The 24803-nt window shown below is 71.8% G+C and carries 22 protein-coding genes, 1 tRNA gene and 2 pseudogenes; 16 read left to right on the top strand and 9 right to left on the bottom strand.

The window, feature by feature from the left end:
- Positions 1 to 329 (bottom strand): spermidine synthase (locus BFF77_RS09830; RefSeq protein WP_425424363.1); only part of this gene is annotated, 329 nt, incomplete at its 3' end.
- A gap of 131 nt (positions 330 to 460) precedes the next feature.
- On the bottom strand, positions 461 to 865 hold the full coding sequence (locus tag BFF77_RS09825; RefSeq protein ID WP_425424362.1) for a hypothetical protein: 405 nt from the start codon (positions 863 to 865) through the stop codon (positions 461 to 463).
- Positions 866 to 1125: 260 nt separating this feature from the next.
- Here BFF77_RS09825 and BFF77_RS09820 point away from each other — a divergent pair, with 260 nt between their 5' ends.
- Entirely contained in the window at positions 1126 to 2553 is a 1428-nt protein-coding gene (locus tag BFF77_RS09820; protein ID WP_066946469.1) for an NsdA family TPR-like regulatory protein, read from the top strand.
- Positions 2554 to 2691: 138 nt separating this feature from the next.
- On the opposite strand, the gene BFF77_RS09815 is transcribed toward BFF77_RS09820, so the two are convergent.
- Positions 2692 to 3288, bottom strand: a complete 597-nt coding sequence (locus tag BFF77_RS09815) for a histidine phosphatase family protein (RefSeq protein ID WP_066946466.1) — start codon at positions 3286 to 3288, stop codon at positions 2692 to 2694.
- Between the two features lie 218 nt (positions 3289 to 3506).
- Here BFF77_RS09815 and BFF77_RS09810 point away from each other — a divergent pair, with 218 nt between their 5' ends.
- From BFF77_RS09810 to BFF77_RS09780, 7 genes are all read left to right on the top strand, one after another.
- Positions 3507 to 4535, top strand: coding sequence for a phosphatase PAP2 family protein (locus BFF77_RS09810; protein ID WP_107422126.1), 1029 nt, complete (start codon positions 3507 to 3509; stop codon positions 4533 to 4535).
- Positions 4453 to 5703, top strand: coding sequence for a hypothetical protein (locus BFF77_RS09805; protein WP_079124982.1), 1251 nt, complete (start codon positions 4453 to 4455; stop codon positions 5701 to 5703). The genes BFF77_RS09810 and BFF77_RS09805 overlap by 83 nt, the downstream gene beginning before the upstream one ends.
- Complete coding sequence (locus tag BFF77_RS09800) at positions 5703 to 7391, top strand: hypothetical protein (protein WP_066946463.1); 1689 nt, start codon at positions 5703 to 5705, stop codon at positions 7389 to 7391. Before BFF77_RS09805 ends, BFF77_RS09800 begins: the two co-directional genes overlap by 1 nt.
- Before the next feature lie 73 nt (positions 7392 to 7464).
- A complete protein-coding gene (locus BFF77_RS09795; protein WP_245703334.1) occupies positions 7465 to 8877 on the top strand; it encodes an AAA family ATPase in 1413 nt (470 codons plus the stop codon).
- Between the two features lie 152 nt (positions 8878 to 9029).
- Complete coding sequence (locus BFF77_RS09790; RefSeq protein ID WP_066946460.1) at positions 9030 to 9377, top strand: hypothetical protein; 348 nt, start codon at positions 9030 to 9032, stop codon at positions 9375 to 9377.
- A gap of 208 nt (positions 9378 to 9585) precedes the next feature.
- Positions 9586 to 10269 (top strand): hypothetical protein, encoded by a 684-nt coding sequence (locus BFF77_RS09785; protein WP_066946457.1) that lies wholly within the window; start codon positions 9586 to 9588, stop codon positions 10267 to 10269.
- A gap of 139 nt (positions 10270 to 10408) precedes the next feature.
- Positions 10409 to 10482 (top strand) — tRNA-Lys (locus BFF77_RS09780).
- 49 nt (positions 10483 to 10531) lie between these two features.
- Here BFF77_RS09780 and BFF77_RS09775 read toward each other — a convergent pair.
- On the bottom strand, positions 10532 to 11776 hold the full coding sequence (locus tag BFF77_RS09775) for a M6 family metalloprotease domain-containing protein (RefSeq protein ID WP_066946454.1): 1245 nt from the start codon (positions 11774 to 11776) through the stop codon (positions 10532 to 10534).
- 345 nt (positions 11777 to 12121) lie between these two features.
- Between BFF77_RS09775 and BFF77_RS09770 the strand changes: the two genes are divergently transcribed.
- Complete coding sequence (locus BFF77_RS09770) at positions 12122 to 14080, top strand: putative bifunctional diguanylate cyclase/phosphodiesterase (protein WP_066946451.1); 1959 nt, start codon at positions 12122 to 12124, stop codon at positions 14078 to 14080.
- 25 nt (positions 14081 to 14105) lie between these two features.
- On the opposite strand, the pseudogene BFF77_RS33030 reads toward BFF77_RS09770, so the two are convergent.
- The 4 genes and pseudogenes from BFF77_RS33030 to BFF77_RS36720 form a co-directional block, all read right to left on the bottom strand.
- A pseudogene (locus tag BFF77_RS33030) lies at positions 14106 to 14291 on the bottom strand (sigma factor); the annotation flags it as partial.
- A 156-nt stretch (positions 14292 to 14447) separates the two neighbouring features.
- Complete coding sequence (locus BFF77_RS09765) at positions 14448 to 15536, bottom strand: LLM class flavin-dependent oxidoreductase (protein WP_066946449.1); 1089 nt, start codon at positions 15534 to 15536, stop codon at positions 14448 to 14450.
- Between the two features lie 209 nt (positions 15537 to 15745).
- Positions 15746 to 16465, bottom strand: coding sequence for a maleate cis-trans isomerase family protein (locus BFF77_RS09760; RefSeq protein ID WP_066946446.1), 720 nt, complete (start codon positions 16463 to 16465; stop codon positions 15746 to 15748).
- Between the two features lie 460 nt (positions 16466 to 16925).
- Positions 16926 to 17648: pseudogene (locus tag BFF77_RS36720) on the bottom strand (maleate cis-trans isomerase family protein); the annotation flags it as partial.
- A 162-nt stretch (positions 17649 to 17810) separates the two neighbouring features.
- Here BFF77_RS36720 and BFF77_RS09750 point away from each other — a divergent pair.
- Positions 17811 to 18761, top strand: coding sequence for a D-2-hydroxyacid dehydrogenase (locus BFF77_RS09750; protein ID WP_066946443.1), 951 nt, complete (start codon positions 17811 to 17813; stop codon positions 18759 to 18761).
- Positions 18754 to 20232, top strand: a complete 1479-nt coding sequence (locus BFF77_RS09745; protein WP_066946438.1) for an amidase — start codon at positions 18754 to 18756, stop codon at positions 20230 to 20232. Before BFF77_RS09750 ends, BFF77_RS09745 begins: the two co-directional genes overlap by 8 nt.
- A gap of 6 nt (positions 20233 to 20238) precedes the next feature.
- Here BFF77_RS09745 and BFF77_RS09740 read toward each other — a convergent pair whose 3' ends face one another.
- Entirely contained in the window at positions 20239 to 20736 is a 498-nt protein-coding gene (locus BFF77_RS09740; protein ID WP_066946435.1) for a DUF3830 family protein, read from the bottom strand.
- A gap of 73 nt (positions 20737 to 20809) precedes the next feature.
- On the opposite strand from BFF77_RS09740, the gene ehuB reads away from it, so the two are divergent.
- The 5 genes from ehuB (at position 20810) to BFF77_RS09715 (ending at position 24739) form a co-directional block, all read left to right on the top strand.
- On the top strand, positions 20810 to 21754 hold the full coding sequence (ehuB, locus tag BFF77_RS09735) for an ectoine/hydroxyectoine ABC transporter substrate-binding protein EhuB (RefSeq protein WP_079124981.1): 945 nt from the start codon (positions 20810 to 20812) through the stop codon (positions 21752 to 21754).
- A complete protein-coding gene (gene ehuC / locus BFF77_RS09730; protein ID WP_066946433.1) occupies positions 21751 to 22425 on the top strand; it encodes an ectoine/hydroxyectoine ABC transporter permease subunit EhuC in 675 nt (224 codons plus the stop codon). The genes ehuB and ehuC overlap by 4 nt, the downstream gene beginning before the upstream one ends.
- Positions 22426 to 22457: 32 nt before the next feature.
- The gene (gene ehuD, locus BFF77_RS09725) at positions 22458 to 23075 is read left to right on the top strand and encodes an ectoine/hydroxyectoine ABC transporter permease subunit EhuD (protein ID WP_066946473.1); all 618 of its coding nucleotides are present in this window, start codon (positions 22458 to 22460) and stop codon (positions 23073 to 23075) included.
- Entirely contained in the window at positions 23065 to 23838 is a 774-nt protein-coding gene (locus tag BFF77_RS09720) for an amino acid ABC transporter ATP-binding protein (protein WP_066946430.1), read from the top strand. Before ehuD ends, BFF77_RS09720 begins: the two co-directional genes overlap by 11 nt.
- 133 nt (positions 23839 to 23971) lie before the next feature.
- Positions 23972 to 24739, top strand: coding sequence for an IclR family transcriptional regulator (locus tag BFF77_RS09715; RefSeq protein WP_066946427.1), 768 nt, complete (start codon positions 23972 to 23974; stop codon positions 24737 to 24739).
- Positions 24740 to 24803 lie beyond the last annotated feature (64 nt).

Raw genomic sequence — 24803 nt, 5'->3', positions numbered from 1 at the left:
GCGTCGACCTCCACGATCTGCTGGGTGGAGCGCGGGCGGGTGGCGGCGACATAACGGGCGAGGGTGAAGGCGCCGCCACCGAGGTGCACGACCTGGAGAGGGCGGCCCGCGGGTGCCACGAGATCGGCGACATGACCGAGTCTGCGCTGGTACGCGAAGGAGAGCCGGGCGGGGTCGTCCAGATCGACATGGGACTGCGGAGCTCCGTCGATCAGCAGCGACCAGGCGCGTGGCCGCTCCCGGTCGGGTATCAGCTCGGCGCTTCCCCCGTCGACGGCCTCCACCACGACCGCCGCCGCACCTGCCGCACCACGCCTGTTTCTCGCCACGGGGCCAGTCTATTTTGCGGGCTCGGTCCGCCTCCGGGCGCTCTGTGCCACCGCCGACGGCCGACCGTGCCCGGCCCCTCGGCTCACTCGCCGGCGGCCGTGCGGGGCCCGGGCGTTTCGGTGAGCCGACCCTAGCGGCATCTGTCCACCGCTTCGATCAGGCGTGCCGCCTGGCCCAGGGCTTCCCTGAGCACCTCGGGATCCGTGACCGGGCCCGTGGTGTCGGGCGGCAGCAGCCAGTTCGAGCCCGTTACCGGTGGTTCCGCCAGGAGATACAGACCGCGTCCATGGGTCTGCGTACACGCGCTGCCCGGCATGTCCCAGCCCGCCGCGGTGCCCGGCGGCACCAGGAAGCCGAGGGTGTCGCAGGGAGCGTCATGGAGCACGGGCCCCACCGCGGGCGCGCTCCCGCGGCGCAGAATGTCCACCGCTTCGAGCCCCTGCCGGGCCGGAACGGTCACCAGGTCGCAGGGCTCCCCCGCGTCCCCGGAACGCGTGCCCAACTCCTGGCCGTTCGTGTGCTGAGACTCCAACAAGGGAACCCCTCCTCGTCGAGCGCAGACGCCCTGAGCGTCTCCAGGGGGTACAACGCCCGAGCGCGTCAACGGCTACGGCGGCACGCCGCCGCAAAGGATGGCAGTTCATAGCAGATCGTGGGCGAAATGCTCACTTTGTGCGCAAACCCTGTGTGCACGACCCATCACAACCGGTACGTTCTTGCTCCGCCGGAAGTGCCGGACGGAAGTGCCGGGGAAAACCGGCGGCTCCAACGGCTGTACCAGGAGAGGGCTCGGTCATGGCGTCGTCCCGGGCAGTTCCCAACCACGCCTTCCGCGTGCTGCGCGCTCAGCGCTCGCCGGCGGAGTTCGCCGCCGCCGTACGCAGGGCCGCCCGGGAGATCGGTGAACATGTCGCCTGCGACGCGCGCTATGTCGGACGGGTGGAGGCGGGTGAGATCCGCTGCCCCAACTACGCCTACGAACGGGTCTTCCTGCACATGTTCCCCGGGCTGACGCTCAAGGACCTGGGCTTCCGCGCGCGGGAGGAGGTACGCGGCAGGGCGGCCCGGATCACGGCGGATCCGCCGCCGGCACCACCACCGCCCCCACCCTTGCCACCGCCGCCGGCGCCCGTCCGCGACACCGGCCCGGCCGGTACCGCCGCCCGTACCGCCCGCGCCACGAGTGATGCCCGCGACACCAGCGAGGAGGGCGATGTGCTGCGTCGCGCATTCATGACGAGCGGCCCCGTCACGGTGATGGCCGCGTCCCTCGGTCTCGGCGGTGCGCCCGCCGCGGCCGTGCCCGCCCCGCGACGGGCCGGCGAGAGCGAGGTGGCCGCCGTCGAGGACGCCGTACGGCGGATCCGCCTGCTGGACGACCGCCATGGCGCCGACGGGCTCTACCGGCAGGCCGCCCGGCCGCTGCGCGCCGCGTACGCCCTGCTCGACGCGGGCTCGGCCGCCCGGCAGACCACCGCCGACCGGCTGCACTCGGGCGCGGGCGAGCTGTCGGTCTCGGTGGGGTGGCTCGCCCATGACTCCGGCCGGTTCGAGGACGCGCGCTCGCACTACGCGGAGGCGCTGGCGACCGCACGGGTCGCGGCCGATCCCGCGCTGGAGGCGCACGCCTTCTGCAACATGTCCTTCCTGGCCAGGGATGCGGGCCGGTGCCGTGAGGCCGTGCGCGCCGCGCAGGCGGGCGCGCGCGCCGCCGCGCACCTCGCCTCGCCGCGGCTGCTGTCACTGCTCGCCCTGCGCGAGGCGGGCGGCTGGGCCGGGCTCGGCGACCGTACGAACTGTGAGCGGGCGCTGTCCCTGGCGCACCGCCTCTTCGACCGCGGGCCCTCGGACGCGGATCCCGAATGGATGTCCTTCTTCGGCGAACCCGAGCTGGAGTCGCAGCAGGCCCTCTGCCACGAGGCGCTGGGCGACTGGGCCCGGGCGGCGCGGCACGCGTACCGCGCCACGGCCCTCCAGGATCCGCACTTCGCGCGCAATCTCGCCCTCTACCGCGCGGAGCTGTCCACCGACCTGGCCCGCGCGGGCTCGCCGGACGCGGCGGCGGTGGCGGGTGCCCAGGCGCTGGATCTGCTGGACGGTGTCCAGTCGTCCCGCATCCAGACACGACTCGCGACCACGGCCCGGGCGCTGCTGCCGCAGCGACGGCTGCCGGAGGTGGGCGCCTTCCTGGACCGCCACACCTCGGCGAAAGCCCGCGCGTAGTGACGAGTGACCATAACGGTGACGAGTAACCGGTGACCAGTAGCGGGTGACGGGCACGCGCCCCTGCTCCCGTCCCCCCTGCCCCCGTCCTCGTCGCCGTCGCCGTACGTTCGGCTGCCCTCGGCCGTCCTCGCCGCGTCAGTCCGCCAGGTGTGCCGTGTCGTTCCAGACCTCGATCGCCGGAAGTCCGTACGCCCAGCCGAGCACCGACACCGACGTCGGATCCAGCCGGATACGCGCCGCGAACGAGATGTCCTCACCCAGCCAGCGCGCGCCTATCGCGCGCAGGATGTGGCCGTGGGCGAAGACCAGCACATCGCGATCGGCCGAGCGCGCCCAGGCCACGGCCTCGTCCGCGCGGGCCGAGACCTCCGCCAGGCTCTCGCCGTCGGGGACGCCGTCGCGCCAGATGAACCAGTCGGGCCGGGCCGACTTGATCTCGGCCGGTGTCATGCCCTCGTACGCGCCGTAGTCGAACTCCATCAGCGCGTCCCACTCCTCGGCCCGGTCGCCGAAGCCCGCCAGTGCGCAGGTCTCGCTCGCGCGCAGCAGCGGGCTGGTCCGTATCTCCACGTCGGCGAGGCCCGACCAGGGCGCCCGGTGCAGCCGCTCGCCCAGCAGCTTCGCGCCCTGGCGGCCTTCGTCCAGCAGAGGTATGTCCGTCCTGCCCGTATGACGGCCGGAGAGCGACCAGGCCGTCTGGCCGTGCCGGGCGAGAAGGATGCGCGATGCCATGGGGGCTTCTCCCTGAAGTTCACAACCGGTGCCTCTCCATCATCGCGTATTTGAACGAAGGGCAACCTCCAGGGGGACACGGGCGTCCCTCTCTCCGTTGGCCTCGATTTCACCGAATGGAAGTTCGGAGAATCATCCGATCGAGGAATGGGGAGACGTACGCCGTACGGTTGAACGCAGGCCGAAAAGCGCATGAAATGACGATGGAGACCGCCCGTATGCCAGACAGCGCCGCCGCCCGCGCCAGAGCCAGCGCCCGCGTCGGCGCTTCGCGTCAGCCGGACGTCCGGCCGCCGGGCGCCCGGCCCCGCTGGTGGGCGGAGCTCACACTCGTCGTCCTGATCTACTCCGCGTACTCGGCGGGCCGGCTGCTGGCCCGTGACGACGGATCGGAGGCCGTCGGGCACGGGCTGGCGATCCTCCGGTTCGAGAAGGCGCTCTTCCTGAACGCCGAGCATCCGCTCAACCGGCTCTTCACGGCCACTCCGGCCCTCGCCGTACCCGCCGACTTCGTCTACGCCTCGCTCCACTACCTGGTCACACCGGCCGTACTCGTCTGGATCTTCCGCCGCCGCTCAGCGCTCTACCGGAGCGCGCGGACCTGGCTCACGCTGGCCACGCTGCTCAGCCTGGTCGGCTTCACCCTGCTCCCCACCTGCCCGCCCCGGCTGCTGCACGTCCGTCACGGCTTTGTCGACACCATGGCGCAGTACAGCGGGTACGGCTGGTGGGGCGACGAGGCGAGCGCGCCGCGCGGTCTGGGCGAGATGACCAACCAGTTCGCCGCGATGCCGAGCCTGCATGTCGGCTGGGCGCTGTGGTGCGGCGTGCTGCTGTGGCGGCACGCCCGTACGCCGCTGGTGCGGTGGCTGGGCGCCCTCTATCCCGTCGTCATCACGGTGGTGGTGATGGGGACGGCGAACCACTACTTCCTGGACGCGGTCGCGGGTGCGCTGGTGATGGCGGTGGGGGCGCTGCTGACAGGGCCCGCGATCCGGGCGGCGGACCGGATACGGACGGCGCTGACGGCCCGCCCCGGACCGGTGCCGGCCGCCCTGCCGCCCGCCGTTCCCACCGCAGTGCCGGCGGCCCGGCCAACCGCCGTGCCCGCCCCGCGGCCCCGCGCATCCCCGATTGTCAGCGGTGGATGCGAGACTTCCGCGGGTGAGCGATTCCCTGGGCGGCGGACCCGTAGCAGCACCTCCGGCACCTCCTCCGCAGACGACACTCCGGCGACGGCTCGCTGAGCTGCGCGGCCCCGCTGTGCCGCCGCATCCGCTCGACGCCCGCGCGCTGGCCGCCCTCGCGGCGAACCCCGGCTGCCGTCGGCGCGCCCTGCTGGACGGCGCCGGTGTCGACAAGGGTGCGCTCGCCGAGGCACTCGGCTCGCCCGCGCCGTTCGGGCAGTCCCAGTTCGCTTTCATGCGCGGAAACGCCTTCGAGGCGAAGGTCAAGGCCGACGGCGGTACGGAACTGATGCGGCTGCTGGCGGACCGGCTCGGCGGGCAGGCGGTGCCGCCCGCGCCCGGTGAGGTCTCGGTCCCCGATCTGTCGGCGGCGGGCCCCGAGGGGCGCACGGCGCGTACGGCACTGGCGCTGCGCGAGGCCACGGCGGCCGGTGCCTGGGCACTGCTCGACCATCCGCTGCTGGCCCTCGAAGTGGCGGGCTCGCCCGCGTATCTGGAGCCGGACGCGGTGGTGGTGCGGCCCGACGGCCGGTGGACGGTCGTGGAGATCAAGTCCTTCCCGATGATCGACGGTTCGGCGGACGCCTCGAAGGTGGGCGCGGCGGCGCGCCAGGCCGCGGTGTACGCACTGGCCCTGGAGCGGGTCGCGGTCCGTACGGAGGGCGCGGAGGTCGGCCATCAGGTGCTGCTGGTCTGCCCGAAGGACTTCTCCAATCTGCCGACGGCGTCCGTCGTGGACATACGGAAGCAGTTGTCGGTGACGCGCCGTCAGCTCGCCCGGCTGACCAGGATCGAGGACATCGCGGACACGCTCCCCGAGGGCACCACCTTCAATCTGGAGCGCTGCTCGGGCGCCCAGCTCACGAGCGCGGTCGACGCCGTCTCCGCCGCCTACGCGCCCGAGTGCCTCGCGGCCTGCGAGCTGGCCTTCCACTGCCGCTCCCGCGCGCGGGAGCGCGGCGCGGTGGAGGCGCTGGGCCGGAGCGTACGGGGCGAACTGGGCGCGCTGACGACGGTCGCGGCGGTGCTGTCGGCGGCCCACGGTGACACGGGCGATCCGGACGACCCGACGGTCGCGGCGCTCCGCAGGGCGGCGACGCTGAGGGCGGAGGCACTGGCGGGCGCGGATCGGGCGGTCACCGAACAGGCCGTCGCGGGCCGGGCAATGGCCGATCGCGCCGTGGCCGCCGACCGGGCCGTCGCGGGCGGTGCGGAGACGGAGGGCTGATGTCGCTGATCAGTACGCTCGCCCGGCTGGAGGCCGTGGCGAGCGGGCGGGCCCGGCCGCTCGCCACCGTCCGGCACCGGCGGATCTCCGAACGGCCGCTCGTCCTCGTGCCGTTGACCACCGCGGGCGAGGCGGGCGCACCGCTCGGCGCGCTCGTCGGGACGGACCGGGACGCGCCGCGGCTGCTGACCGTCGCGCAGCCGCGCGACCGCGATCTGCGGTTCGCGTTCCTCGGCGAGCTGGCCGAGGCCGTGCTGCCGTACATCGACGCGTACACCGATGTGATCGAGCCCGCCGAGCGCAACGAGACCGACCCGGAGACCGGGAAGCGGGTCAAGGTCGAGGTGGAACTGTGCGTGGACGCACCGCAGTTGGTCGTGCCGAGCCGGCCGGGCATCGATTTCGTACGGCTGCTGGGACGGTCGATGCGGTTCCGGCGCACCGCCGAGGAGGACCCGGAGACGCCGTATCCCGCGCCGCCGCGCGTACCGCTGCTCGGCCGCTGGCTGACGCACTACGGCGAGCGCGCCCGCGTGCCGGGCTCCTCGCTGCTGCTCGCCACGACCGATCTGCTCAATCGCCACTGGGCGACCGGTCAGTCCGGCCTGGAGGACCAGCATCTCGGCGCGCTGCTCGCCTGGATCGATCCGCCGGGAACGCTGTCGGGTGCCGAGGCCGCGCTCCTGGCGGAGCTGGAGCGTGACAGGGACGGACAGCTCGCGTGCCCGCCGGCCGGTCCCGCGACGGATCCGGCGTTCGACAACAGACTGCTGGCGCCCGCGATCGAGCGGTACGACCGGGCGCGTCAGGAGCTGGGCGCGGCCGAGGACGGAGCGGACGCGGAGGAGCGGCTCGCCAGGCTCACGGCCGCGGAGCGGCACATCCGCGCACTGCTCCTCGGCGTGATGCGGCCGACCTGGGACGCGGTGTGGCACGGCCTCGACCTGCTGCGTCAACTGCCCGAAGGCGCACGGGTGGAGGAGCGCTGGACGCGCGACCGCTGGTCGTTCACCGGCCATCGCGACCGTGTGCGCGCCGGTGAGCCGCCGCAGCCCCGGCGCGACGACGCCGTGACCGCGGCGCAGAAGCTGGCCTCGCGCGAGACGGCGCTGGCACAACTGGCGGCGGCGGAGGCGCTGGACGATCCGCTGGTGCTCGCGGGACACAGGCTGTCGGGCGAGGCGTTCGTCGGGGAGGTGACGGAAGTGGTGATGGCCTACAGCGAGGGCAAACGCCCGAGCCCCCGTCCGCTGATCACGGTCCGCACCGACGACCGGCCGCATCTCGGCGAGCGCACGAAGGTGTTCCGCTCGCTGGACGGCAAGCCGCAGTCGGCGGAGTTCGTACGGTACGGGGACGGACCGGCGGACGAGGACGAGGCCGGGACCGGCACCGGGACAGGGACCGGCACCGGCACCGGCACCGACGAGGACGGCACGCTCGTGCTGCGGCTGACCGACCGGATGGGCCGGAGCAAGGAGCCCGCGCCCGGGTCCGTGCCGGAGAAGGGCGACCGGATCTCCTGGACGCTCTTCGAGCACGATCAGCGCGGCGGGCCGAAGCTGCCCGACCCGGAGGAGACGCCCTGGACCCACGGCGGCCCCCCGGTCAGGGAAGGAACGGCCGAGGCGGGCCCGGACGCGCCGCGGCAGGCTCCGGACCCGGTGACCGAGGAGGACTTCCTGTGACCCGCCCCGCGCGCCGCTCGGCGACCCACCACAGCCGCATCCGCACCGCACCCCGCTTCCCAGGAGCCGCCCGATGACCGCGCCGCCCGCGTCCCGCCCCGCGCCGGACTCCTCCTCCGCCGTCCCGGCCGCCGGCCTCCCGTCCTCCGCCGTCCGGTCCGCCTTCGACCCGGGCGCCGCCGCCGCCCGGGCCACCGACGCGATCCTGCGGGACACCCTGGGCGCCGCCCACCGCGGTGTTGTCGTCGACTCGCCACCCGGCGCGGGCAAGTCGACGCTCGTCGTACGGGCCGCGCGGGAACTGGCCGCGGCCGGACGCCCGTTGATGGTGATCGCGCAGACGAACGCCCAGGTGGACGATCTGGTCGTCCGGCTCGCCGAGAAGGATCCCGGGCTGCCGGTCGGCCGGCTGCACAGCAATGATCCTGACCCGTACGACAAGGCGCTGGACGAGCTGCCGAACGTCCGCAAGTCCGCGAAGGCGGCCGAGCTGGCGGGCCTCGACATCGTCATCTCGACCGCCGCGAAGTGGGCGCACGTCCAGGGCGTCGAGCCCTGGCGGCACGCCATCGTCGACGAGGCCTACCAGATGCGCTCCGACGCGCTGCTCGCCGTCGCCGGGCTCTTCGAGCGCGCGCTGTTCGTCGGCGATCCGGGCCAGCTCGACCCGTTCAGCGTGGTGGGCGCCGACCAGTGGGCGGGGCTGTCGTACGACCCGTCGGCGAGCGCGGTCACCACGCTGCTGGCGCACAACCCGGAGCTGCCCCAGCACCGGCTGCCCGTCTCCTGGCGGCTGCCCGCGTCGGCCGCGCCGCTGGTGTCGGGCGCGTTCTATCCGTACACCCCGTTCCGCAGCGGTACGGGCCACGGGGACCGCCGGCTGACCTTCGGAGTCGCGTCCGACGGCTCGGGCCCCGACCGGGTGCTGGACGAGGCGGCGGAGTCGGGCTGGGGACTGCTGGAGCTGCCCGCCCGGCGCACGCCCCGCACGGACCCCGAGGCGGTGCGGGCCGTGGCCCTGGTCGTCCGCAGACTGCTGGACCGCGGAGGCGTGGCCACCAGCGAGCGCTCCCCGGGCCCGGTGCCGGTGACCGCCGACCGGATCGCGGTCGGCACGGCCCACCGCGACCAGGCGGCGGCGGTCCGGGCCGCCCTCGCGGAGCTGGGGGTGACGGGCGTGGCCGTGGACACCGCGAACCGTCTCCAGGGCCGCGAGTTCGATGTCACCGTCGTCCTCCACCCGCTCTCCGGCCGCCCCGACGCCACGGCGTTCCATCTGGAGACCGGCCGCCTCTGTGTCCTCGCCTCCCGCCACCGCCACGCCTGTGTGGTGGTCTGCCGCGCGGGCGTGGCCGAACTCCTCGACGAGCACCCGTCCACCGAGCCGGTCCAGCTCGGAGTGACGGTCAAGTTCCCGGACGGCTGGGAGGCGAACCACGCGGTCCTGTCCCACCTGTCGGAGCACAAGGTGAGCTGGCGGCCGTGAGCCATCGGCGTACGGCGACGGACACCGGGCCAGGGGCCCCGCCGGCCCCCGTTGTACGCCTGATGACACCCCGTGCCGGAGGCCCCCTTGCGGTGGGCGGGAGAATGGACGGTGGTCGCAGGGCCTGGACACGTACGAGCAGGAGGAACGAGATGCCGGATCCCGAGCGGAGCGAGCGGCGGCTACGGCCCGCACCGCTGCTCTTCGAGCCCTCGGAGGCGGTCGCCGACCCCGAGCACTTCTTCGATCTGGAGTCCCTCGACGACCCCGCGGAGCTGCTGGCCAGAGCGACCGAGCTGACTCTCGCGTTCCGTGCGGCCACCGACCGGGCGGTCGAGTTCCAGGCGGTGGCCGCCGCGCAGCTCGCCGATCCGCGCCGCTTCGACCGGCTCACGACCGAGGACATCGCGCGCCGCGCGGAGTGGACCGAGGACTATGCCAGGAAGATGGTCGAGTTCGGCCGCGATCTGCTGCGCGGCGAAGGTCTGGCGGGCGAGTAGCACGCCGTTCCCGCATACGGCCGGCCTGTGAGCCGGGTGCGAGGCCGCGTCCGCGTCCCGAGCGGCCCGGGCGTCCGAAGTGGCGGCGGGGGCTCATGCATCCCCCCGGCATATGCCGGGGGGCAGGCTACTCCTCGCCGGGTGCCGCTGTCCCGGTTTCCCCGAACTCTCCGGAGCGAGGGCGTTACTGCCGGTAGACCTGACTGTCATGAGCGCATGGTTACGAGATGAATCCCCGCTGAGTCCCGGCACGGGCGACGACGAGCGACGCCTCGACGTCTTCGCCCTCCTCCGCGACGAGGGCCGTCGGCACACCGCCCGGATCACGCAGGCCGGCGCGGACTGGCTCGCCTCCTCCGGACCGTATCCCCGCTCCACGCTCTCGCACTGGGCGGCCCGGCCGACCGCTCCCGGCGTGCTGTCCTGCGGCTCCGTCTTCGACGTGGTGAACGTCCCCTGGGTCTTCGGCCGGCGGATGCTGGAGCGGCTGTGGTCCGAGGGGCCCGGCTCCGGGCCGGTCGCCGCGCACCGCGGCCGTACGCTCCTCTTCGCCGCGCCCGGCACCGCCCAGCGGCTGCCCGCCCTGCTGTCCTGGGAGGAGTGGGGCGGCACAGGGGCCGAAGGACCGGCGCAGGCCCCGCCGCCGCTGTTCTGCCACGGCGTGGGCGACGCCGTGACCGTACCGCCGCTCACGCCCGGCGCCGTCTCGGGACCGCGCTGGGTGGTCGCTCCCGACACCCGCCATCCCTGGCTCCCGGGACCCGAGGTCCTGCTCTGGGCCTGTGTACGGGCGGCCCGCGCGACGGCGGGCACCGCCCGCGCCGGGAGCGGGCCCATACCCCGGCCCCGGCCGGCCACCTCGGCGGAGCGACTGCCCCAGTCGTGCTCCTGACGGCCTCCCGGCCCGCAGCGACCCGCACCTGACCACCGGAAACGGCGCGAAAACGGCCCGGACGCGCCCCCCGGGCGGCGCCGCGTATATCGATTTTTCCTCCCGCCGATCCTGGTGCTAAGGTCTACGACGTCAGCAGGCGCCGCTAGCTCAGTTGGTTAGAGCAGCTGACTCTTAATCAGCGGGTCCGGGGTTCGAGTCCCTGGCGGCGCACCGACGGAAGAGACCCCTCGCGAGAGTGAGGGGTCTCTTCGTCCTCCGCTCACGAGCGCGGTGTGATCTTCACCGTCCAGACGCCTCCGGCCGTACGGTCCGCCACCTCCACCTTCGTCCGCTCCCCCGGCACCGTGAACGTCTCACCGACCCCCAGCGGAGCGTCCGCGAGCGGCGGGTACACCGACTGGTCCCAGCACGCCTGGCTGTGCGGATGGGTGTCCACCACCTCGACCGGGCCGCCGCCCGAGGCGGTACCGCCGCGCACCCGGTAGATCAGCACGCCCTCGCTGCACGTGTGGAGATCGTTGCCGGTCGCCGCGCGCGCCTCGATGACCAGGGCGGAGTTGTCACCGGTCCTGACGACCGCCAGCCGCGTCCCCGTGCTGCCCGCCACCGTCGGCGCGGCGGCGATCGGCTCCAGGCTGAGCAGGCTCGTACCCGTCGATCCCACACACCGCACCTGGCTCCGGTCCAGCCAGCCCAGCTTCCACTTGTGCCAGCCGAAGAGATCCGGCGACATCCCGAACTGGCTGCCCATCACGTCCCAGTCGCCGACATAGGTGTCCCAGTCGCCCTTGCCGTCCACGGGCCGGTGGTAGAGATCGGGCAGATCGAAGACATGCCCGGTCTCGTGGGCCAGCACATTGCGGTCCGGGGGATGGCGTTCGAAGACGGTGACGATGCGCTTGATCTCCGTACCGTCCGCCTTCATCGGCTGCTCGAAGTTGACCACCTTCGTGGCGTCGGAGTCGACTCCGGGGGCCTCCGGGTCGGCGACCAGATAGACGACGTCGAAGCGCGAGAAGTCGACCAGCGGATCGGCGGCGGTCAGCGCGTCCCGCAGATAGGCGGTGCGCCGCGCCGGCTCCCAGTCACGCCGCATCCCGTACGCGGTGGAGGCGTGCGGCATCCGCGCCCACTGGAGCTTCGGATGCGCCCGCAGCGTGAACTTCCCGTACGAGGCCTGCTCGTAGAAGCGGCTGGTGGCCGGGAAGTGATCGGCCGCCAGCTCCGCCGGATCGGGCAGCTTCCTGGAGTCCGGGAAGGAGAGAAAGACCATCACCGCGTCGAGCGGGCGGTCCGGGCGCGGATAGGAGCCGTTCCAGGTGTCGAGACCGAGGGAGTGGTGGGCGGAGGTCCGGGTCAGCGCACAGGGCCCTTCGGCGACCGCGTCCGCCGCGGGCCCGGTGACCAGCGCCATGGCGGCGAGTGCCATCAGGGAGATGAGGGCGGCTGCGGTCCTGCGCGGGCGGAGCCGGTCCACCCCCGCCGATGGCTGCGGACGCTCCACATCGACCTCCGGCTCCGGTTAGGGGATACCTCACCCACACTGTGCCGTTTTATGGCGATACGCCCTGTTCCGCTGCCCCACACGGGTGAGGAGCGTCACGCGTTCTGTCCGACACCCCGACGGGTCACGGAAAGTCACAGGGCCTCAGGACTGGGCCGACCGGGCCACAGGCAGGCAGAAACGATCGCCCGGGGGCGGGCCGCCGGCGCGTGACGCTCCGGTTCCGCCCACCGGAGCTGGAACGGCCGCCCGGCCTCCCTCTATGATCGGCACACTTTCCCTGGCCGGCCGTCCCGACCACTCGGTACGACTCTGTACGACACGACTGCACCGCGGGAGCGAGCCGTGAGCGGAACCTCCGAAGGGCCGCAAGGACCGCACGGGCAGCACCGTGCGGCGGTCGCCGCGCACGGCGGCGACTGGCCTCCGGCCGGTGAGGCGGTCCATGAACCGACCGAGGATTCGGTCACGGAGCGTCATCCCATCGGCAGAGTCGGCGACACGGCCGTGGACGAACGCGACTACCGCGCCGCGTTCCACGCCGCCCAGCTCGCCATGGCCGTCCTCGACAACGAGGGCACCGTCATCAGCGCCAACGACGCGCTCGGCGCCCTCCTCGGCACCCAGCCCGCCGCGCTCTTCGACCAGTCCGCCGCCGATCTCGTCGATCTCGCCTCGGACGGCCGCACCTGGCACGCCTATCGCGCGGTGCTGGACAGCCGCCGCGCCCGCTTCCGCTGCACACGCCGTCTCAAGCACTCGGACGGACGGACGCTCTGGGCCGAGGTCACCGTCGCGCCCGTACCGGAGAGCGGCACCGCGCTGCTGTCGATCGCGGACATCAGCGACCGGCGCGAGCTCCAGGCGCGGCTGCGCCATCTCCAGATGCACGATCCGGTGACCCGGCTGCCCAACCGCACACTGTTCTTCGAACGGCTCGCCTCCGCGCTGGAGACCTCGGCGTCGGCCGCCCACGGCGGCGGGGCGGGCGGGACGTACGACGCCGGAGCCTATGCCCGGGGCCCCTACGCGGACGCCAGAGGCGATGGCAGAACAGGGCGGATCGGTCTGTGCTACCTCGATCTCGACGGCTTCAAGGCCGTCAACGACACCCTCGGCCACCGCATCGGCGACCGGCTGCTCGCCGCCGTCGCCACCCGTCTGACCGAATGCGCCGACCAGGACGGATACACGCGCAGCGGCGGCCATCTGGTCGCCCGGCTCGGCGGCGACGAGTTCGCGATCCTGGTCGAGGACTCCATCGGCACGGAACAGCTCGCCGATCTCGCCCGCTCCGTACTCACCGCGCTCCAGCGCCCTTTCGATCTGGCCGGGCAGCGGCTCTCGGTCTCGGCCTCGATCGGTGTCGTGGAGCGGGCCGTCGAAGGCACCACTCCGACCGGTCTGATGCAGGCCGCCGACACCACGCTGTACTGGGCGAAGGCCGACGGCAAGGCCCGCTGGACCCTCTTCGACCCGGAGCGCAACGCCCACCGGATGACCCGGCAGGCGCTGACCTCCGGACTGCGTCCCGCGGTCGAGCGCGAGGAATTCGTGCTCCAGTACCAGCCGCTGGTCGGGATGGCCGACGGAGTCGTGCGCGGTGTGGAGGCGCTGGTGCGCTGGAACCATCCGCAATTCGGGACACTCACGCCGAATCGGTTCATCGGAATCGCGGAGGAGGACGGCTCGATCGTGCAGCTCGGGCGGTGGGTGCTGCGGACGGCCTGCCGTCAGGCCAGGGAGTGGCAGCTCGGCCATCCGCACGCCCGGCCGCTCTTCGTCAGCGTCAATGTCGCCGTACGCCAGGTCTGGGATTCCGATCTGGTCGCGGATGTGGCCGAGATCCTGGCGGAGACCGGACTCGCGCCGAATCTGCTGCAACTGGAGCTGACGGAGTCCGCGGTGATGGGCTCGGCGGGCCGGCCCCTCCAGGCGCTTCAGGCGCTGAGCGACATGGGCGTACGGATCGCCATCGACGACTTCGGGACCGGCTACTCGAATCTCGCGTATCTGAGCAGGCTGCCGGTCTCGGTGCTCAAACTGGACGGCTCGTTCGTCCGTGGCTTCCGGTACGACGAGGGCGTCCATCCGAACCCGGCGGACGAGACCATCGTCGAGGCGCTGGTCCAGCTCGCCCACCGGCTCGGGCTGACGGTGACCGCCGAGTGCGTGGAGACCTCCGGCCAGGCCGCCCGGCTCCAGCGGATCGGCTGTGACACGGGCCAGGGCTGGCTCTTCTCCCGCCCGGTGGCGCCGGAACGGATCGCGGAGATGATCGCGGCGGGCCCGCGGAAGGACTGACCGGCGGCGCGGCCGGGTCCTGGTTCCTGGCCGACCAGGCCAGCCAGGCGTCCTGGAGCACGTCCTCGGTGTCCGCGACGCTGCCGAGCATGTTGTAGACGAGGGAGAAGAGCAGCTCGCGATGGTCGAGAAAGACCCGCGTCGCCGTCTCACCGGCCGTCTCGGCCGCCGCCCGCACCGGCTCGGCCGGCCCCGCCGCCGCGTCGGACATGGTCACTCCTCCCGTTCGCGCTCCCTGTGTCCCGTCCCGAGAGGCCCGGAGGTCTCGGAGTGTGACGTACGCGAAGGGAGTGTGACGCTCGTCACCGAACGGCGCGCGGCCGGACAGGAGGAGGTCGGACGAGCAGAGGATCGGACGGGCGAAGGATCAGACGGGCAAGGCGTAGGCGTCCGCGATGAGTTCGTAGCTGCGCAGCCGCGCCCCGCCGCTGTGGGCATTGGCGGTGATCATCAACTCGTCGGCGCCCGTGCGCTTCTGGAGGTCGTCGAGACCGTCCCGTACCGCGTCCGGCGTGCCATGGACGATATTGGTGAGCCAGGTGTTCACGAACTCCTGCTCCAACGAGCTGAACCGGTACGCCTCGGCCTCCTCCGGCGTCGGCACGAGCCCCGGCCGGCCGGTGCGCAGCCGGACCATCGAGAGGGCGCCGGTGAGCACCTGGCGGCGGGCCTCGCCCTCGTCGTCACAGGCCATGGCCGCGACCCCGATCAGGGCGTACGGAGCGTCCAGCACCTCGGAGGGGCGGAAGCTCTCGCGGTAGAGATCGAGCGCCGGGATCGTGTTCTGCGCCGAGAAGTGGTGGGCGAAGGCGAAGGGCAGTCCCAGGACACCGGCCAGCCGCGCGCTGAAGCCGGACGAGCCGAGCAGCCAGATCGGCGGACGGGCGCCGGGTCCCTGAACCGGTCCGGGGACGGCGTGGATACGGGAGTACGGGTGGCCGTCGGGGAAGTCGTCGTCCAGGAACCGGGTCAGCTCGGTGAGCTGCTGCGGAAAGTCGTCGGCGCCCTCGCGCAGCCCGTCGGTGCGGCGCAGCGCCGCCGCCGTCGCCCCGTCGGTGCCCGGCGCGCGTCCGAGACCCACGTCGACCCGCCCGGGAGCGAGCGCCTCCAGCGTGCCGAACTGCTCGGCGATCACCAGCGGCGCGTGGTTGGGCAGCATCACACCGCCCGAGCCGAGCCTGATGCGCTCGGTGTGGGCGGCGAGATGGGCGAGGATCACGGCGGGCGACGAGGACGCGACGCCCGGCATGGAGTGGTGCTCGGCGACCCAGTGCCGGTGGTAGCCCCTGCTCTCGGCGAGCCGCGCCAGCGCGACGCTCGTACGGAGCGACTCGGCGGCGGTGGAGCCCTTGCCCACCGTGACCAGGTCCAGTACGGAGAGGGGCACAGGGGCCGTGCCCTGTGCCGTACCCCGAATCGCGTCCGTCGTGCCTCGGCTCGTGTCGTGGTCGTCCACCGGTCTGGCCCTTCTGCGCGGAAGTGCGTACACGCGTACAGAAGGGCTGCAACAGGAGGGGCTCTCCGGTTATTCCTGCCCGGGGGCTCGCGCCCCGGGGGCCCAGCGGTCTCGCGCCCCGGGGTGGCCCGGGATTCTCACGCTCCGGCGTTCTGGTACCCCGGCGTTCTCGCGCCCGCCGGCTGTCCGTCCCGCTCGGGCGGCGTCCGCTACTCCCGGCTCGCGAACAGCGTGCCGAGCCGCGGTGCCCACACCCTGCGCTGCGCCAGCCGCAGCCCTTCCCAGACCGACACCTGGTTCGCGGTCAGGACCGGCTTGCCGAGCGCCTCCTCCAGCTCGGGCACGTACGCCGCCGTGTGCAGGGCCGTGTCCGGGAGCAGGACGGCCTGTGCGTCGGGATGGTCGCCCGCGCGGGCCAGCTCCAGCACCCGCTCCTGTCCCCAGGTGCCGACCTCCGCCGCCGTGATGATCCCGCTGGCCCGGTCCGCGACCACCTCGGTCCCGGCCGACTTGAGGAAGGCGGTGAAGTAGCCGGTGACGTCCTCGGGATAGGTGGCCGCGACGGCGACCCGCTCCACACCCAGCTCCCGTACGGCGTGGGCGAAGGCGAACGACGTGCTCGACGCCGGCAGCCCGGCCGCCCTGGCCAGGGTGCGTGTCTGCTCGTGGGCGCCCTCCCACCCGTACACGAAGCTCCCGCTCGTACAGGCCCAGACCACGGACTGGGCACCCGCCAGCCGGAGCTCCGCCACGCCTTCGGCGAGCCGGTCCGCCGAGCCCATCTCGATCAGCGCGTCGACGCGGTGGGCGTCCTCACCGATGTCGGTGTGGACGACGGCCAGCCGGATGTCGATGCCGAACAGCGCCTCCATGCGTGGATAGTCGTCCTCGGCGGAGTGTCCGGGATAGAGGAATCCGACGGTGGTCATGTCCAGCCTTCCTTACTCATCACTCATCAGGCAGCGGCTCCGGAAGGGACTCGGGGGACGGTTCGGGCAGCGGCTCCACGGATGAGGGGGGTGGTACAGGCCCCATCGGTCCGATCGGGGCGACCGGTCCCCTCGGCACCACCGGCGGAAGGGCCTGTATCGACGGTATGGGCGGTATGGGCCGTGCCGGCGCGACCGGGGCGGCGGGCGGGGCCGCGGAGACCGAGGGCACCGGCGGTACGGAGGGCAGCGCCGGGGCGGTGGGAGGTGGCGGCGGCAGGGCGGGCAGGACCGTCGAGACGTCCCGCGCCTCCTGCTCCTCCCGCACTCCCCGCACCTCCGGCACCTCTCCTGTCCCACTCGGCCCACTCGGCTCGTACGTCTCGCCCGTGTCCCGGGCGTCCAGCGCTCCCCGCGCGTCCTGTGCGCGGTGTGCCTCTCCCGCCTCGCGGCGGTCGAGCAGCAGCCTTTGGTACGGGCCGACCGCGTGCGCCCCGAGCCTGCGCAGCGCCGCCCACATCGTCACCTGGTTGGCGGACAGCACGGGCATCCGCAGCTCCGCCTCCAACTGCGGAATCGCGTCGTACGTCGGCAGATTCGTGCAGCTGATGAAGAGCGCGTCCGCCGACCCGACGACGGCCTCGCGCGCCATGTCCACGACCGAGCGATAGGGCACCTTCCAAATGTGCCGCGTCAGCCCCAGAAAGGCGCGCCCAGTCACCGTTACCCCCACTTCCGCCAGATAGTCCTCCAGCGCCTGGGTGACCGACTCCGTATAGGGCGTGACCAGCGCGATCCTGCCGGCGCCCAGCTCCTCCAGGGCCTCGATCAGGGCTCCCGTCGTGGTGAGCGAGGGCACCTCGCCCGCCCGGGTCATCGCCTCGCACATGGCACGCTCACCGGCCGGTCCGCCGACGAAACTGCCCGAGGTGCAGGCGTACGCGATCACTTCCGGCTCGGACGCGCCGAGTGCCCGTACGGCCTCACCGAGCGTCTCGTGCTCGCTGACCAGCCTGGCCAGATCCAGGGAGACCTCGACGGGGACATAGGGCGTCCTGGTCACGCGCAGCGAGATGTCGTCGGGCACCCAGCGCCACAATTCGCGATCAAGGGCGAAATCGAAAGGGGCGACCACACCCACTCCACGCTGTGGTTGCGGTCCACCCAGAAAGGAGACGTGCAAGACGGGCCCCCTTAGCCTGTTATTGACGACGGTAAGAGCCAGGTGCAAGCGTGGTCAATCCGCACATCTCAGACGTTGCACGGATTTTCCCCGGCGGAAATCAACCGCCCCGTCAGACCCGCCCGCAGACCCGCCGACCGGTTCCGGCAGAAGGGCTTCGCCATGCCAGCACCCACGCTCCTCGTTCTGGACGCGGATCCTCCGCCACGTCTCGGCCGGCTCACCGGCAAGGCGCGTATCCGCCACTCGGACGAGGACGGCCTCGCGTCCCAACTCCCGCTCGCCGACGTTCTGCTGGTGTGGGATTTCACCTCCGACGCCGTAAGGAACGCATGGCCGGGAAAGGGCCCGCGACCTCGCTGGGTGCATACCGCGAGCGCGGGTGTGGACCGGCTGCTCTGCCCCGAGCTGATCGATTCCGACACGGTCGTGACCAATGCGCGGGGAATTTTCGAGGAACCCATCGCCGAATATGTCGCCGGACTGGTGCTCGCCATGGCGAAGGACCTTCCCGGCACGCTGGAGCTCCAGCGGCAGCGCCGCTGGCGCCACCGTGAGGCGCTCCAGGTCGCGGACAGCAGGGCCGTCGTGATCGGCGCGGGCCCGATCGGCCGGGCCGTGGCACAGACGCTGCGGAAACTGGGGGTGACGGTGGCGGTCACCGGCCGCAGGGCGCGTCCCGGGGTGCACGGCCCCGAGCAGCTCGACCGGCTGCTGACCCGGGCCGACTGGGTGATCGCCGCGGCCCCGCTGACGGACGCGACCCGCGGGATGTTCGACGCGCGGCTCTTCGGGCTGATGCAGCCCTCCGCGCGCTTCATCAATGTGGGACGCGGGCAGCTCGTCGTGGAGGGCGATCTGATCGCCGCGGTGTCCCGGCGGTGGATCGCGGGCGCGGCGCTCGACGTCTTCGAGCAGGAGCCGCTGGACCCGGAGAGCCCGCTGTGGGACGTGCCCGGACTGATCGTCTCCCCGCACATGAGCGGTGACACGGTCGGCTGGCGCGACCGCCTGGGCGCACAGTTCGTGGAATTGTATGAACTTTGGGCCGCCGGAAAGCCGCTCCCTCACGTGGTGGACAAGAAACGTGGGTACGTCCCCATGCATGACTGATCACACGCACCGGACCGAGCCGGACGCCCCGCGAGCCCCGCACGTCCCCGCCGATCCGTCGGGGCCCTCCGGTCTCGCGGGTCTCACCGCGCGGCAGCTCCTCGCCGGCTACGAACAGGGCGAGTTCTCGCCCGTCGAGGCGGTCCGTGCGGTGCTGGAGCGGATCGGGACGGTCCAGCCGCTGGTCAACGCCTTCGTCCGGGTGGACGCCGAGTCGGCGCTCGCCCAGGCGGAGGAGTCGGCGGGACGGTGGCGCAGGAAGGAGCCGCAGGGGCTGCTCGACGGTGTGCCGGTCTCGGTGAAGGACATCTTCCTCCAGCGCGGCGGCCCGACCCTGCGCGGTTCGAGGACCGTACGGCCCGAGGGCCGCTGGGACGAGGACGCGCCGGCCGTCGCGCGGATGCGGGAGCACGGCGCGGTTCTCGTCGGCAAGACGACCACACCGGAGTTCGGCTGGAAGGGCGTCACGGACTCGCCGCTGTCCGGGGTGACCCGGAATCCGTACGACCACTCCCGTACGGCGGGCGGATCCAGCGGTGGCAGCGCGGCGGCGGTGGCACTGGGCGCGGCCCCGCTGTCGATCGGTACGGACGGCGGCGGCTCGATCCGTATCCCGGCCTCCTTCTGCGGGATCTTCGGGCTCAAACCGACGTACGGACGGGTGCCGGTCTATCCGTCCAGCCCGTTCGGCACGCTCGCCCACGCCGGGCCGATGACCAGGGACGCCGCGGACGCCGCGCTGCTGCTGGATGTGATCAGCGGCCCGGACCCGCGCGACTGGTCGCAGCTCGCGCCCGCTCCGGCCCTGAGCGACTCGCTGGCGGACGGTGTGCACGGGCTGCGGATCGCGTACTCCGCGTCGTTCGGCGGCCAGGTCGCCGTGCAGCCCGCGGTGGCCTCCGCCGTACGGAACGCGGTGGGCCGGCTCGCCGAGCTGGGCGCGTACATCGAGGAGGCCGATCCGGACATCACCGATCCGGTGGAGGCCTTCCACACGCTGTGGTTCGGCGGCGCGGCCCGGCTGGTGCAGCCGCTCAACCAGGACCAGCGGCGCCTTCTCGATCCCGGGCTGCGCGAGATCTGCGCGATCGGCGCGCGCTACAGCGCGCTGGACTATCTGGCGGCGGTGGACGCGCGGATGGAGCTGGGACGGCGGCTGGGCCGGTTCCACGAGTCGTACGACCTGCTGGTCACACCGGCGCTGCCGATCACCGCGTTCGAGGCGGGCGCGGAGACGCCGGCGCGCTCGGGCGTGCGCCGCTGGACAGGCTGGACGCCATTCACGTACCCGTTCAATCTGACGCAGCAGCCCGCCGCGAGCGTGCCGTGCGGAGTGGACGCGAACGGGCTGCCGATCGGAGTGCAGATCGTGGCCGCCCGGCACCAGGACGCACTGGTCATGCGCGCGGCCCACGCGCTGTACGAGTCGGGCGCGGCACGGATCCCCGCACCGGGGCGGTCTGCCGGGTGAGAGGCGCTATGCCCGGCGGAAGCTGAGCGTCTCGCCGACGGCGCCCGCCCGCCACAGGTCCTGGCAGGCCCCGGCCATCCGGTCCAGGCCGTCCACCACCGAGCCCCAGACGATGCCTGGGATCCACCCCGTGTCGCCGTTGATCAGCAGATTGTTGCGCTCGTAGAAGAGGGCCAGATCCACGACCGTACGGCGTCCGCGCACGGCCCGCTCGTCATAGCCGTACGACGAGGTGCCCAGCTCCGTCTCGGAGAAAGTGAAATAGCAGAGGTCGCCGGGAATGGGGGTGACGGTCGGATTCTCCAGCGGTGGCTCCTCGGCGGCGAAGGCCGGGAACAGCGCGTAGATCTCATTGCGGGCGTATTTCGCGTGATAGACGTCCGAGCCCAGCGGCAGCGCCTCCCATACCGCCGCGCAGGTGACCGGGGCCCGGTCATCCAGGAGTTTCGCGGTGCACTCGACCCCGCGCTTGTCCAGCGACACAGTCACAAATCGGTCGGTCATGTCCCCATGGTCCTCGTCCGGCCGAGCGAGTCAAGAACGCATGATCCGAATGAGGCCGGGTAGCCGCGCCGCCATGGCCCCACCACCGGAGACAGAAGAGAAGAAGCCGAAGACGGAGAGGACGGCGAAGAGAAGAACGACGGCGGCGAAGGAGCGGCCGCCCCTGCGACGCCGTTCCCTGTTGCTGGGTACGGCTGTGCTGGGCGCCGCCGGTGTGATCGGCGGCGCCGGATGCGGCCGGATTCCCTCCGGTGACACCCTCGCCCGGCTGAGGTCGCAGGGCACCGTGCGCCTGGGAATCGCGGGAGAGGCGCCGTACGGATTCATCGACGAGGAGGGCGACTTCACGGGCGAGGCGGTGGAACTCGCCAAGGTGATCTTCAAACGTCTCGGGGTCGCGGGCGTACAGCCGGTGGCCACCGATTTCTCCTCGCTGATTCCCGGGCTGAACTCCCAGCAGTTCGACGTGGTCTCGGCCGGGATGTACATCAACAAGGAGCGGTGCGCCCAGGTCGTCTTCGCCGATCCCGAATACCAGATGCTCGACGCGTTCATCGTGCCCAGGGGAAATCCCAAAGGGCTGCGCTCGTACCAGGATGTGGTGCGCACCGGAGCGAGATTCGCCACCGGCACCGGCTACGCGGAGATCGATTACGCGGTGTCCGCCGGAGTTCCGGAGAAGGAGATCGTCATTCTCCAGGACCCGGTGGCCGGGCTGAACGCCGTCGAGTCCGGCCGTGTCGATGTCTTCGCGGGCACGGCGCTCACCGGCCGGAGCGTGGTGAGGAAGAGCCGCAAGGCCGAGGCGACCGAGCCGTTCGCCCCGGTCGTGGACGGAAAGAAGAAGGTCGACGGCGGGGGTTTCGCCTTCCGGCCCACCGACACGGATCTCCGTGACGCCGTCAACACCGAGATCCACCGGATGAGGAGGAGCGGCGAACTGTTCCGTGTTCTGCGGCCGTTCGGCTTCACCGAGACGGAGATGACCACACTGACGGCAGAGGAGCTGTGCGCATGACAGCCGGCCTCTGGACACAGTGGATGCTTCCCGGCATCTGGATCACCGTGCAACTCACGCTGTACAGCGCCGCGCTCGCCACCGTCGTCGCCTTCGCCGTGGGAACGGCCCGTACCCGTCGCGCGCGCCCGGTCCGCTTTCTGGCGGGCCTCTACACCGAGATCTTCCGTGGCACCTCGGCACTCGTGCTGATGTTCTGGCTCTTCTTCGTGATGCCGAGCCTGTTCGGCTGGGCGCTCGTCCCGATGTGGGCGGCGGTGCTGGCGCTGGGACTGTCCTACGGGGCGTACGGCGCCGAGGTCGTGCGCGGCGCGCTCAACTCGGTGGCTCCGGCGCAGCGCGAGGCGGCGGTCGCGCTGAACTTCACCTCCTGGCAGCGGCTGCGGCTGGTCCTGCTGCCGCAGGCGGTACCGGAGATGATCCCGCCGTTCTCCAATCTGCTCGTGGAACTGCTGAAGGGCACCGCGCTGGTCTCCCTGCTCGGTGTGGCCGATGTGTCGTTCGCCGCCTATCTGGTGCGGCTGGCCACCCAGGAAAGCGCGCGGATCTATTCGGTGACGCTGGTGATCTATTTCGTGCTCGCCTTTGCCCTCACCCGTGGAATGCGGACGCTGGAACGGAAGACCAGGGCCGGAGCGGGCGTCGTCGCCACACCGGGAGGTGCCCGGTGAACGGCTGGGACTGGTCCGCGGTCGTGGACTTCATGCCTCGGTTCCGGGACGGGCTGATTCTCACCCTGCGGGTGCTGGTGCTCGGCTCGCTGCTCTCGTTCACGCTCGGTCTGGTCTGGGCGATCGGATTCCGCGCGGGAACACGTCTCGTACGGTGGCCGGTCCATGCCGTCACCGAATTCATCCGGAACACCCCACTGCTGGTGCAGCTCTTTTTCTTCTTCTTCGTCCTGCCCGAGTGGGGCGTGCAGTTCTCCGGACTCACCACCGGGACCATCGCGATCGGGCTGCACTACTCGACGTACACGGCACAGGTCTACCGGGCCGGGATCGACGCGGTGCCGGCCGGACAGTGGGAGGCGGCCACGGCGCTCAGTCTGCCGGTCGGCAGGACCTGGACGGCGGTGATCCTGCCGCAGGCGATCCGCAGGATCGTGCCCGCGCTCGGGAATTACGTCATCTCGATGCTGAAGGACACACCGCTGCTCGCCGGGATCAGCGTGCTGGAGATGCTCCAGCAGTCCCGGCTGGAGAGCGCGTCCACCTTCCAGTACACCGAACCGCTGACCGTGGTCGGTATCGCCTTCGTTCTCATCGCCTGTCCGGCATCTTTGCTGATGCGAGCCCTGGAGCGCCGTCTTGTCCACTGACCCTTCGCAGACCTTTCCCGCCACCGCCGATGAACTGATCCGTTTCGACAAGGTCACCAAGAGATTCGGGAGCAACACCGTTCTCGACAATCTCTGTTTCTCCGTGAGGCCGGGGAAGCACGTCACCCTGATCGGTCCGTCCGGCTCCGGCAAGACCACGATTTTGCGGATGCTGATGACCCTGGTCCAGCCGGACGAGGGCACTATCACCGTCCATGGCGACCGGCTCTTTCCCGCCGACCGCAAACAGGTCCGCGCGATACGCAGGGACATCGGCATGGTCTTTCAGCAGTTCAACCTCTTCCCGAACATGAGCGTGCTGCGCAATGTGACCGAGGCGCCGGTCAGGGTGCTGGGTCTGAGCCGGGACGAGGCACGCGAGCGCGGCCGTGAGCTGCTCGACCTGGTGGGTCTCGGCGACCGCTGCGAGACGAGGCCGGCCCAGCTCTCGGGCGGCCAGCAGCAGCGGGTGGCGATCGCCCGCGCGCTCGCGATGCGGCCGCGGATCCTGCTGCTGGACGAGGTGACCTCGGCGCTCGATCCGGAACTGGTCGCCGGCGTGCTGGACGTACTGCGGGACGTCGCCCGCACCACGGACATCACGATGCTCTGTGTGACCCATGAGATGAACTTCGCCCGGGACATCTCCGACGAGGTTCTGATGTTCGATTCCGGCACGGTCATCGAGTCCGGGCCGCCGGAGAGAATCCTCTCGGCGCCGGAGCAGGAACGGACGCGCGAGTTCCTCGGGGCGGTGCTGTGAACTCCCGAGCGTTCCCAGTGGTCAACAGGCGGCCCGTACAGGGCTCTTCGCGGCTATCGTGGTGAGCGGGAAAGCGTGAGCTTGCGGTCACAGCCTGACACGACGTGAGGCGGGACTTGAGGAGGGCGGAACCGTGGCGTTGAAGCCGGAGCCGACCGCGCCGTTCCACTCGGTGCGGTACGTCCTGCGCGTTCTGGAGGCCGTGTCCAAGTACGGCGGTGCCGGAGTGACCGATGTCCAGATCGCCCGGGAGAGCGGGCTGCCGAGCGGGCATCTCGCCTCGCTGCTCTCGATGCTGCGGCGCGAGGGATATGTGGAGCGGCTCGCGGACGGCGCCTATGTGACCGGCGACTCGCTGGCGCTGCTCGGCTCGGGTCCCGCCCGGCGGCAGGCCCTGGAGACCAGGCTCCAGGAGTCGCTCGACGAGCTGCGCGACTCCGTGGGCGCGGCCGTCTATCTCAGCCGCTACATCGACGGCGAGATCAGGATCACCCAGGTCGCCGACGGCCCGCTGACGCCCGCGGTCAACGAATGGGTCGACTTCCGCTCCACGGCCCACGCGAGCGCGATCGGCAAGTGCCTGCTGACACAGCTCGACCGCAACGGCCGCCGGGAGCATCTGGCCCGCCACAAGATCGCCCGTTTCACCTCCCGGACGATCACCAGCGAGCGTCTGCTGTTCTCCCGGCTGGACAGCCGGCCGCCGACGGTTCCCGTGCTCGATCTCCAGGAGTACGCGGTGGGGACGGTCTGCGCGGCGGTCCCTCTGACGGCGGGCTCCACGGTGGGCTGTCTGGCGCTCTCGCTCCCGGTCGAGTACGCGCACCGGCTGCGGGCGGCGGCCGAGACACTGAACCGCGGGGCGGCACCGATGGCGCTGTCGCTGTCGATCCAGGACTGACGGTCCCGGGCCGACCGGGACCGTCAGTCCTGGATCGACAGCGACCTGTCTCTTCTACACCTCT

Source organism: Streptomyces lushanensis, assembly GCF_001700515.1.
In the GTDB taxonomy this organism is placed as follows: Bacteria; Actinomycetota; Actinomycetes; order Streptomycetales; family Streptomycetaceae; genus Streptomyces; species Streptomyces lushanensis.
Note: the sequence above shows the minus strand (reverse complement) of the source record. Positions and strands in the feature narration are given on the sequence as shown.

Excerpts from the sequence above, each read along its gene's own strand:
- BFF77_RS09790 (WP_066946460.1), top strand. The coding sequence starts at position 9,030 with ATGCCGGATCCCGAGCGGAGCGAGCGGCGGCTACGGCCCGCACCGCTG.
- BFF77_RS09800 (WP_066946463.1), top strand. The coding sequence starts at position 5,703 with ATGTCGCTGATCAGTACGCTCGCCCGGCTGGAGGCCGTGGCGAGCGGG.
- BFF77_RS09820 (WP_066946469.1), top strand. The coding sequence starts at position 1,126 with ATGGCGTCGTCCCGGGCAGTTCCCAACCACGCCTTCCGCGTGCTGCGC.
- ehuC (WP_066946433.1), top strand. The coding sequence starts at position 21,751 with ATGACAGCCGGCCTCTGGACACAGTGGATGCTTCCCGGCATCTGGATC.
- BFF77_RS09815 (WP_066946466.1), bottom strand. The coding sequence starts at position 3,288 with ATGGCATCGCGCATCCTTCTCGCCCGGCACGGCCAGACGGCCTGGTCG.
- BFF77_RS09795 (WP_245703334.1), top strand. The coding sequence starts at position 7,465 with ATGACCGCGCCGCCCGCGTCCCGCCCCGCGCCGGACTCCTCCTCCGCC.
- BFF77_RS09810 (WP_107422126.1), top strand. The coding sequence starts at position 3,507 with ATGCCAGACAGCGCCGCCGCCCGCGCCAGAGCCAGCGCCCGCGTCGGC.
- BFF77_RS09760 (WP_066946446.1), bottom strand. The coding sequence starts at position 16,465 with ATGACCACCGTCGGATTCCTCTATCCCGGACACTCCGCCGAGGACGAC.
- BFF77_RS09750 (WP_066946443.1), top strand. The coding sequence starts at position 17,811 with ATGCCAGCACCCACGCTCCTCGTTCTGGACGCGGATCCTCCGCCACGT.
- BFF77_RS09785 (WP_066946457.1), top strand. The coding sequence starts at position 9,586 with ATGAGCGCATGGTTACGAGATGAATCCCCGCTGAGTCCCGGCACGGGC.
- BFF77_RS09740 (WP_066946435.1), bottom strand. The coding sequence starts at position 20,736 with ATGACCGACCGATTTGTGACTGTGTCGCTGGACAAGCGCGGGGTCGAG.
- ehuB (WP_079124981.1), top strand. The coding sequence starts at position 20,810 with ATGGCCCCACCACCGGAGACAGAAGAGAAGAAGCCGAAGACGGAGAGG.
- BFF77_RS09745 (WP_066946438.1), top strand. The coding sequence starts at position 18,754 with ATGACTGATCACACGCACCGGACCGAGCCGGACGCCCCGCGAGCCCCG.
- ehuD (WP_066946473.1), top strand. The coding sequence starts at position 22,458 with ATGCCTCGGTTCCGGGACGGGCTGATTCTCACCCTGCGGGTGCTGGTG.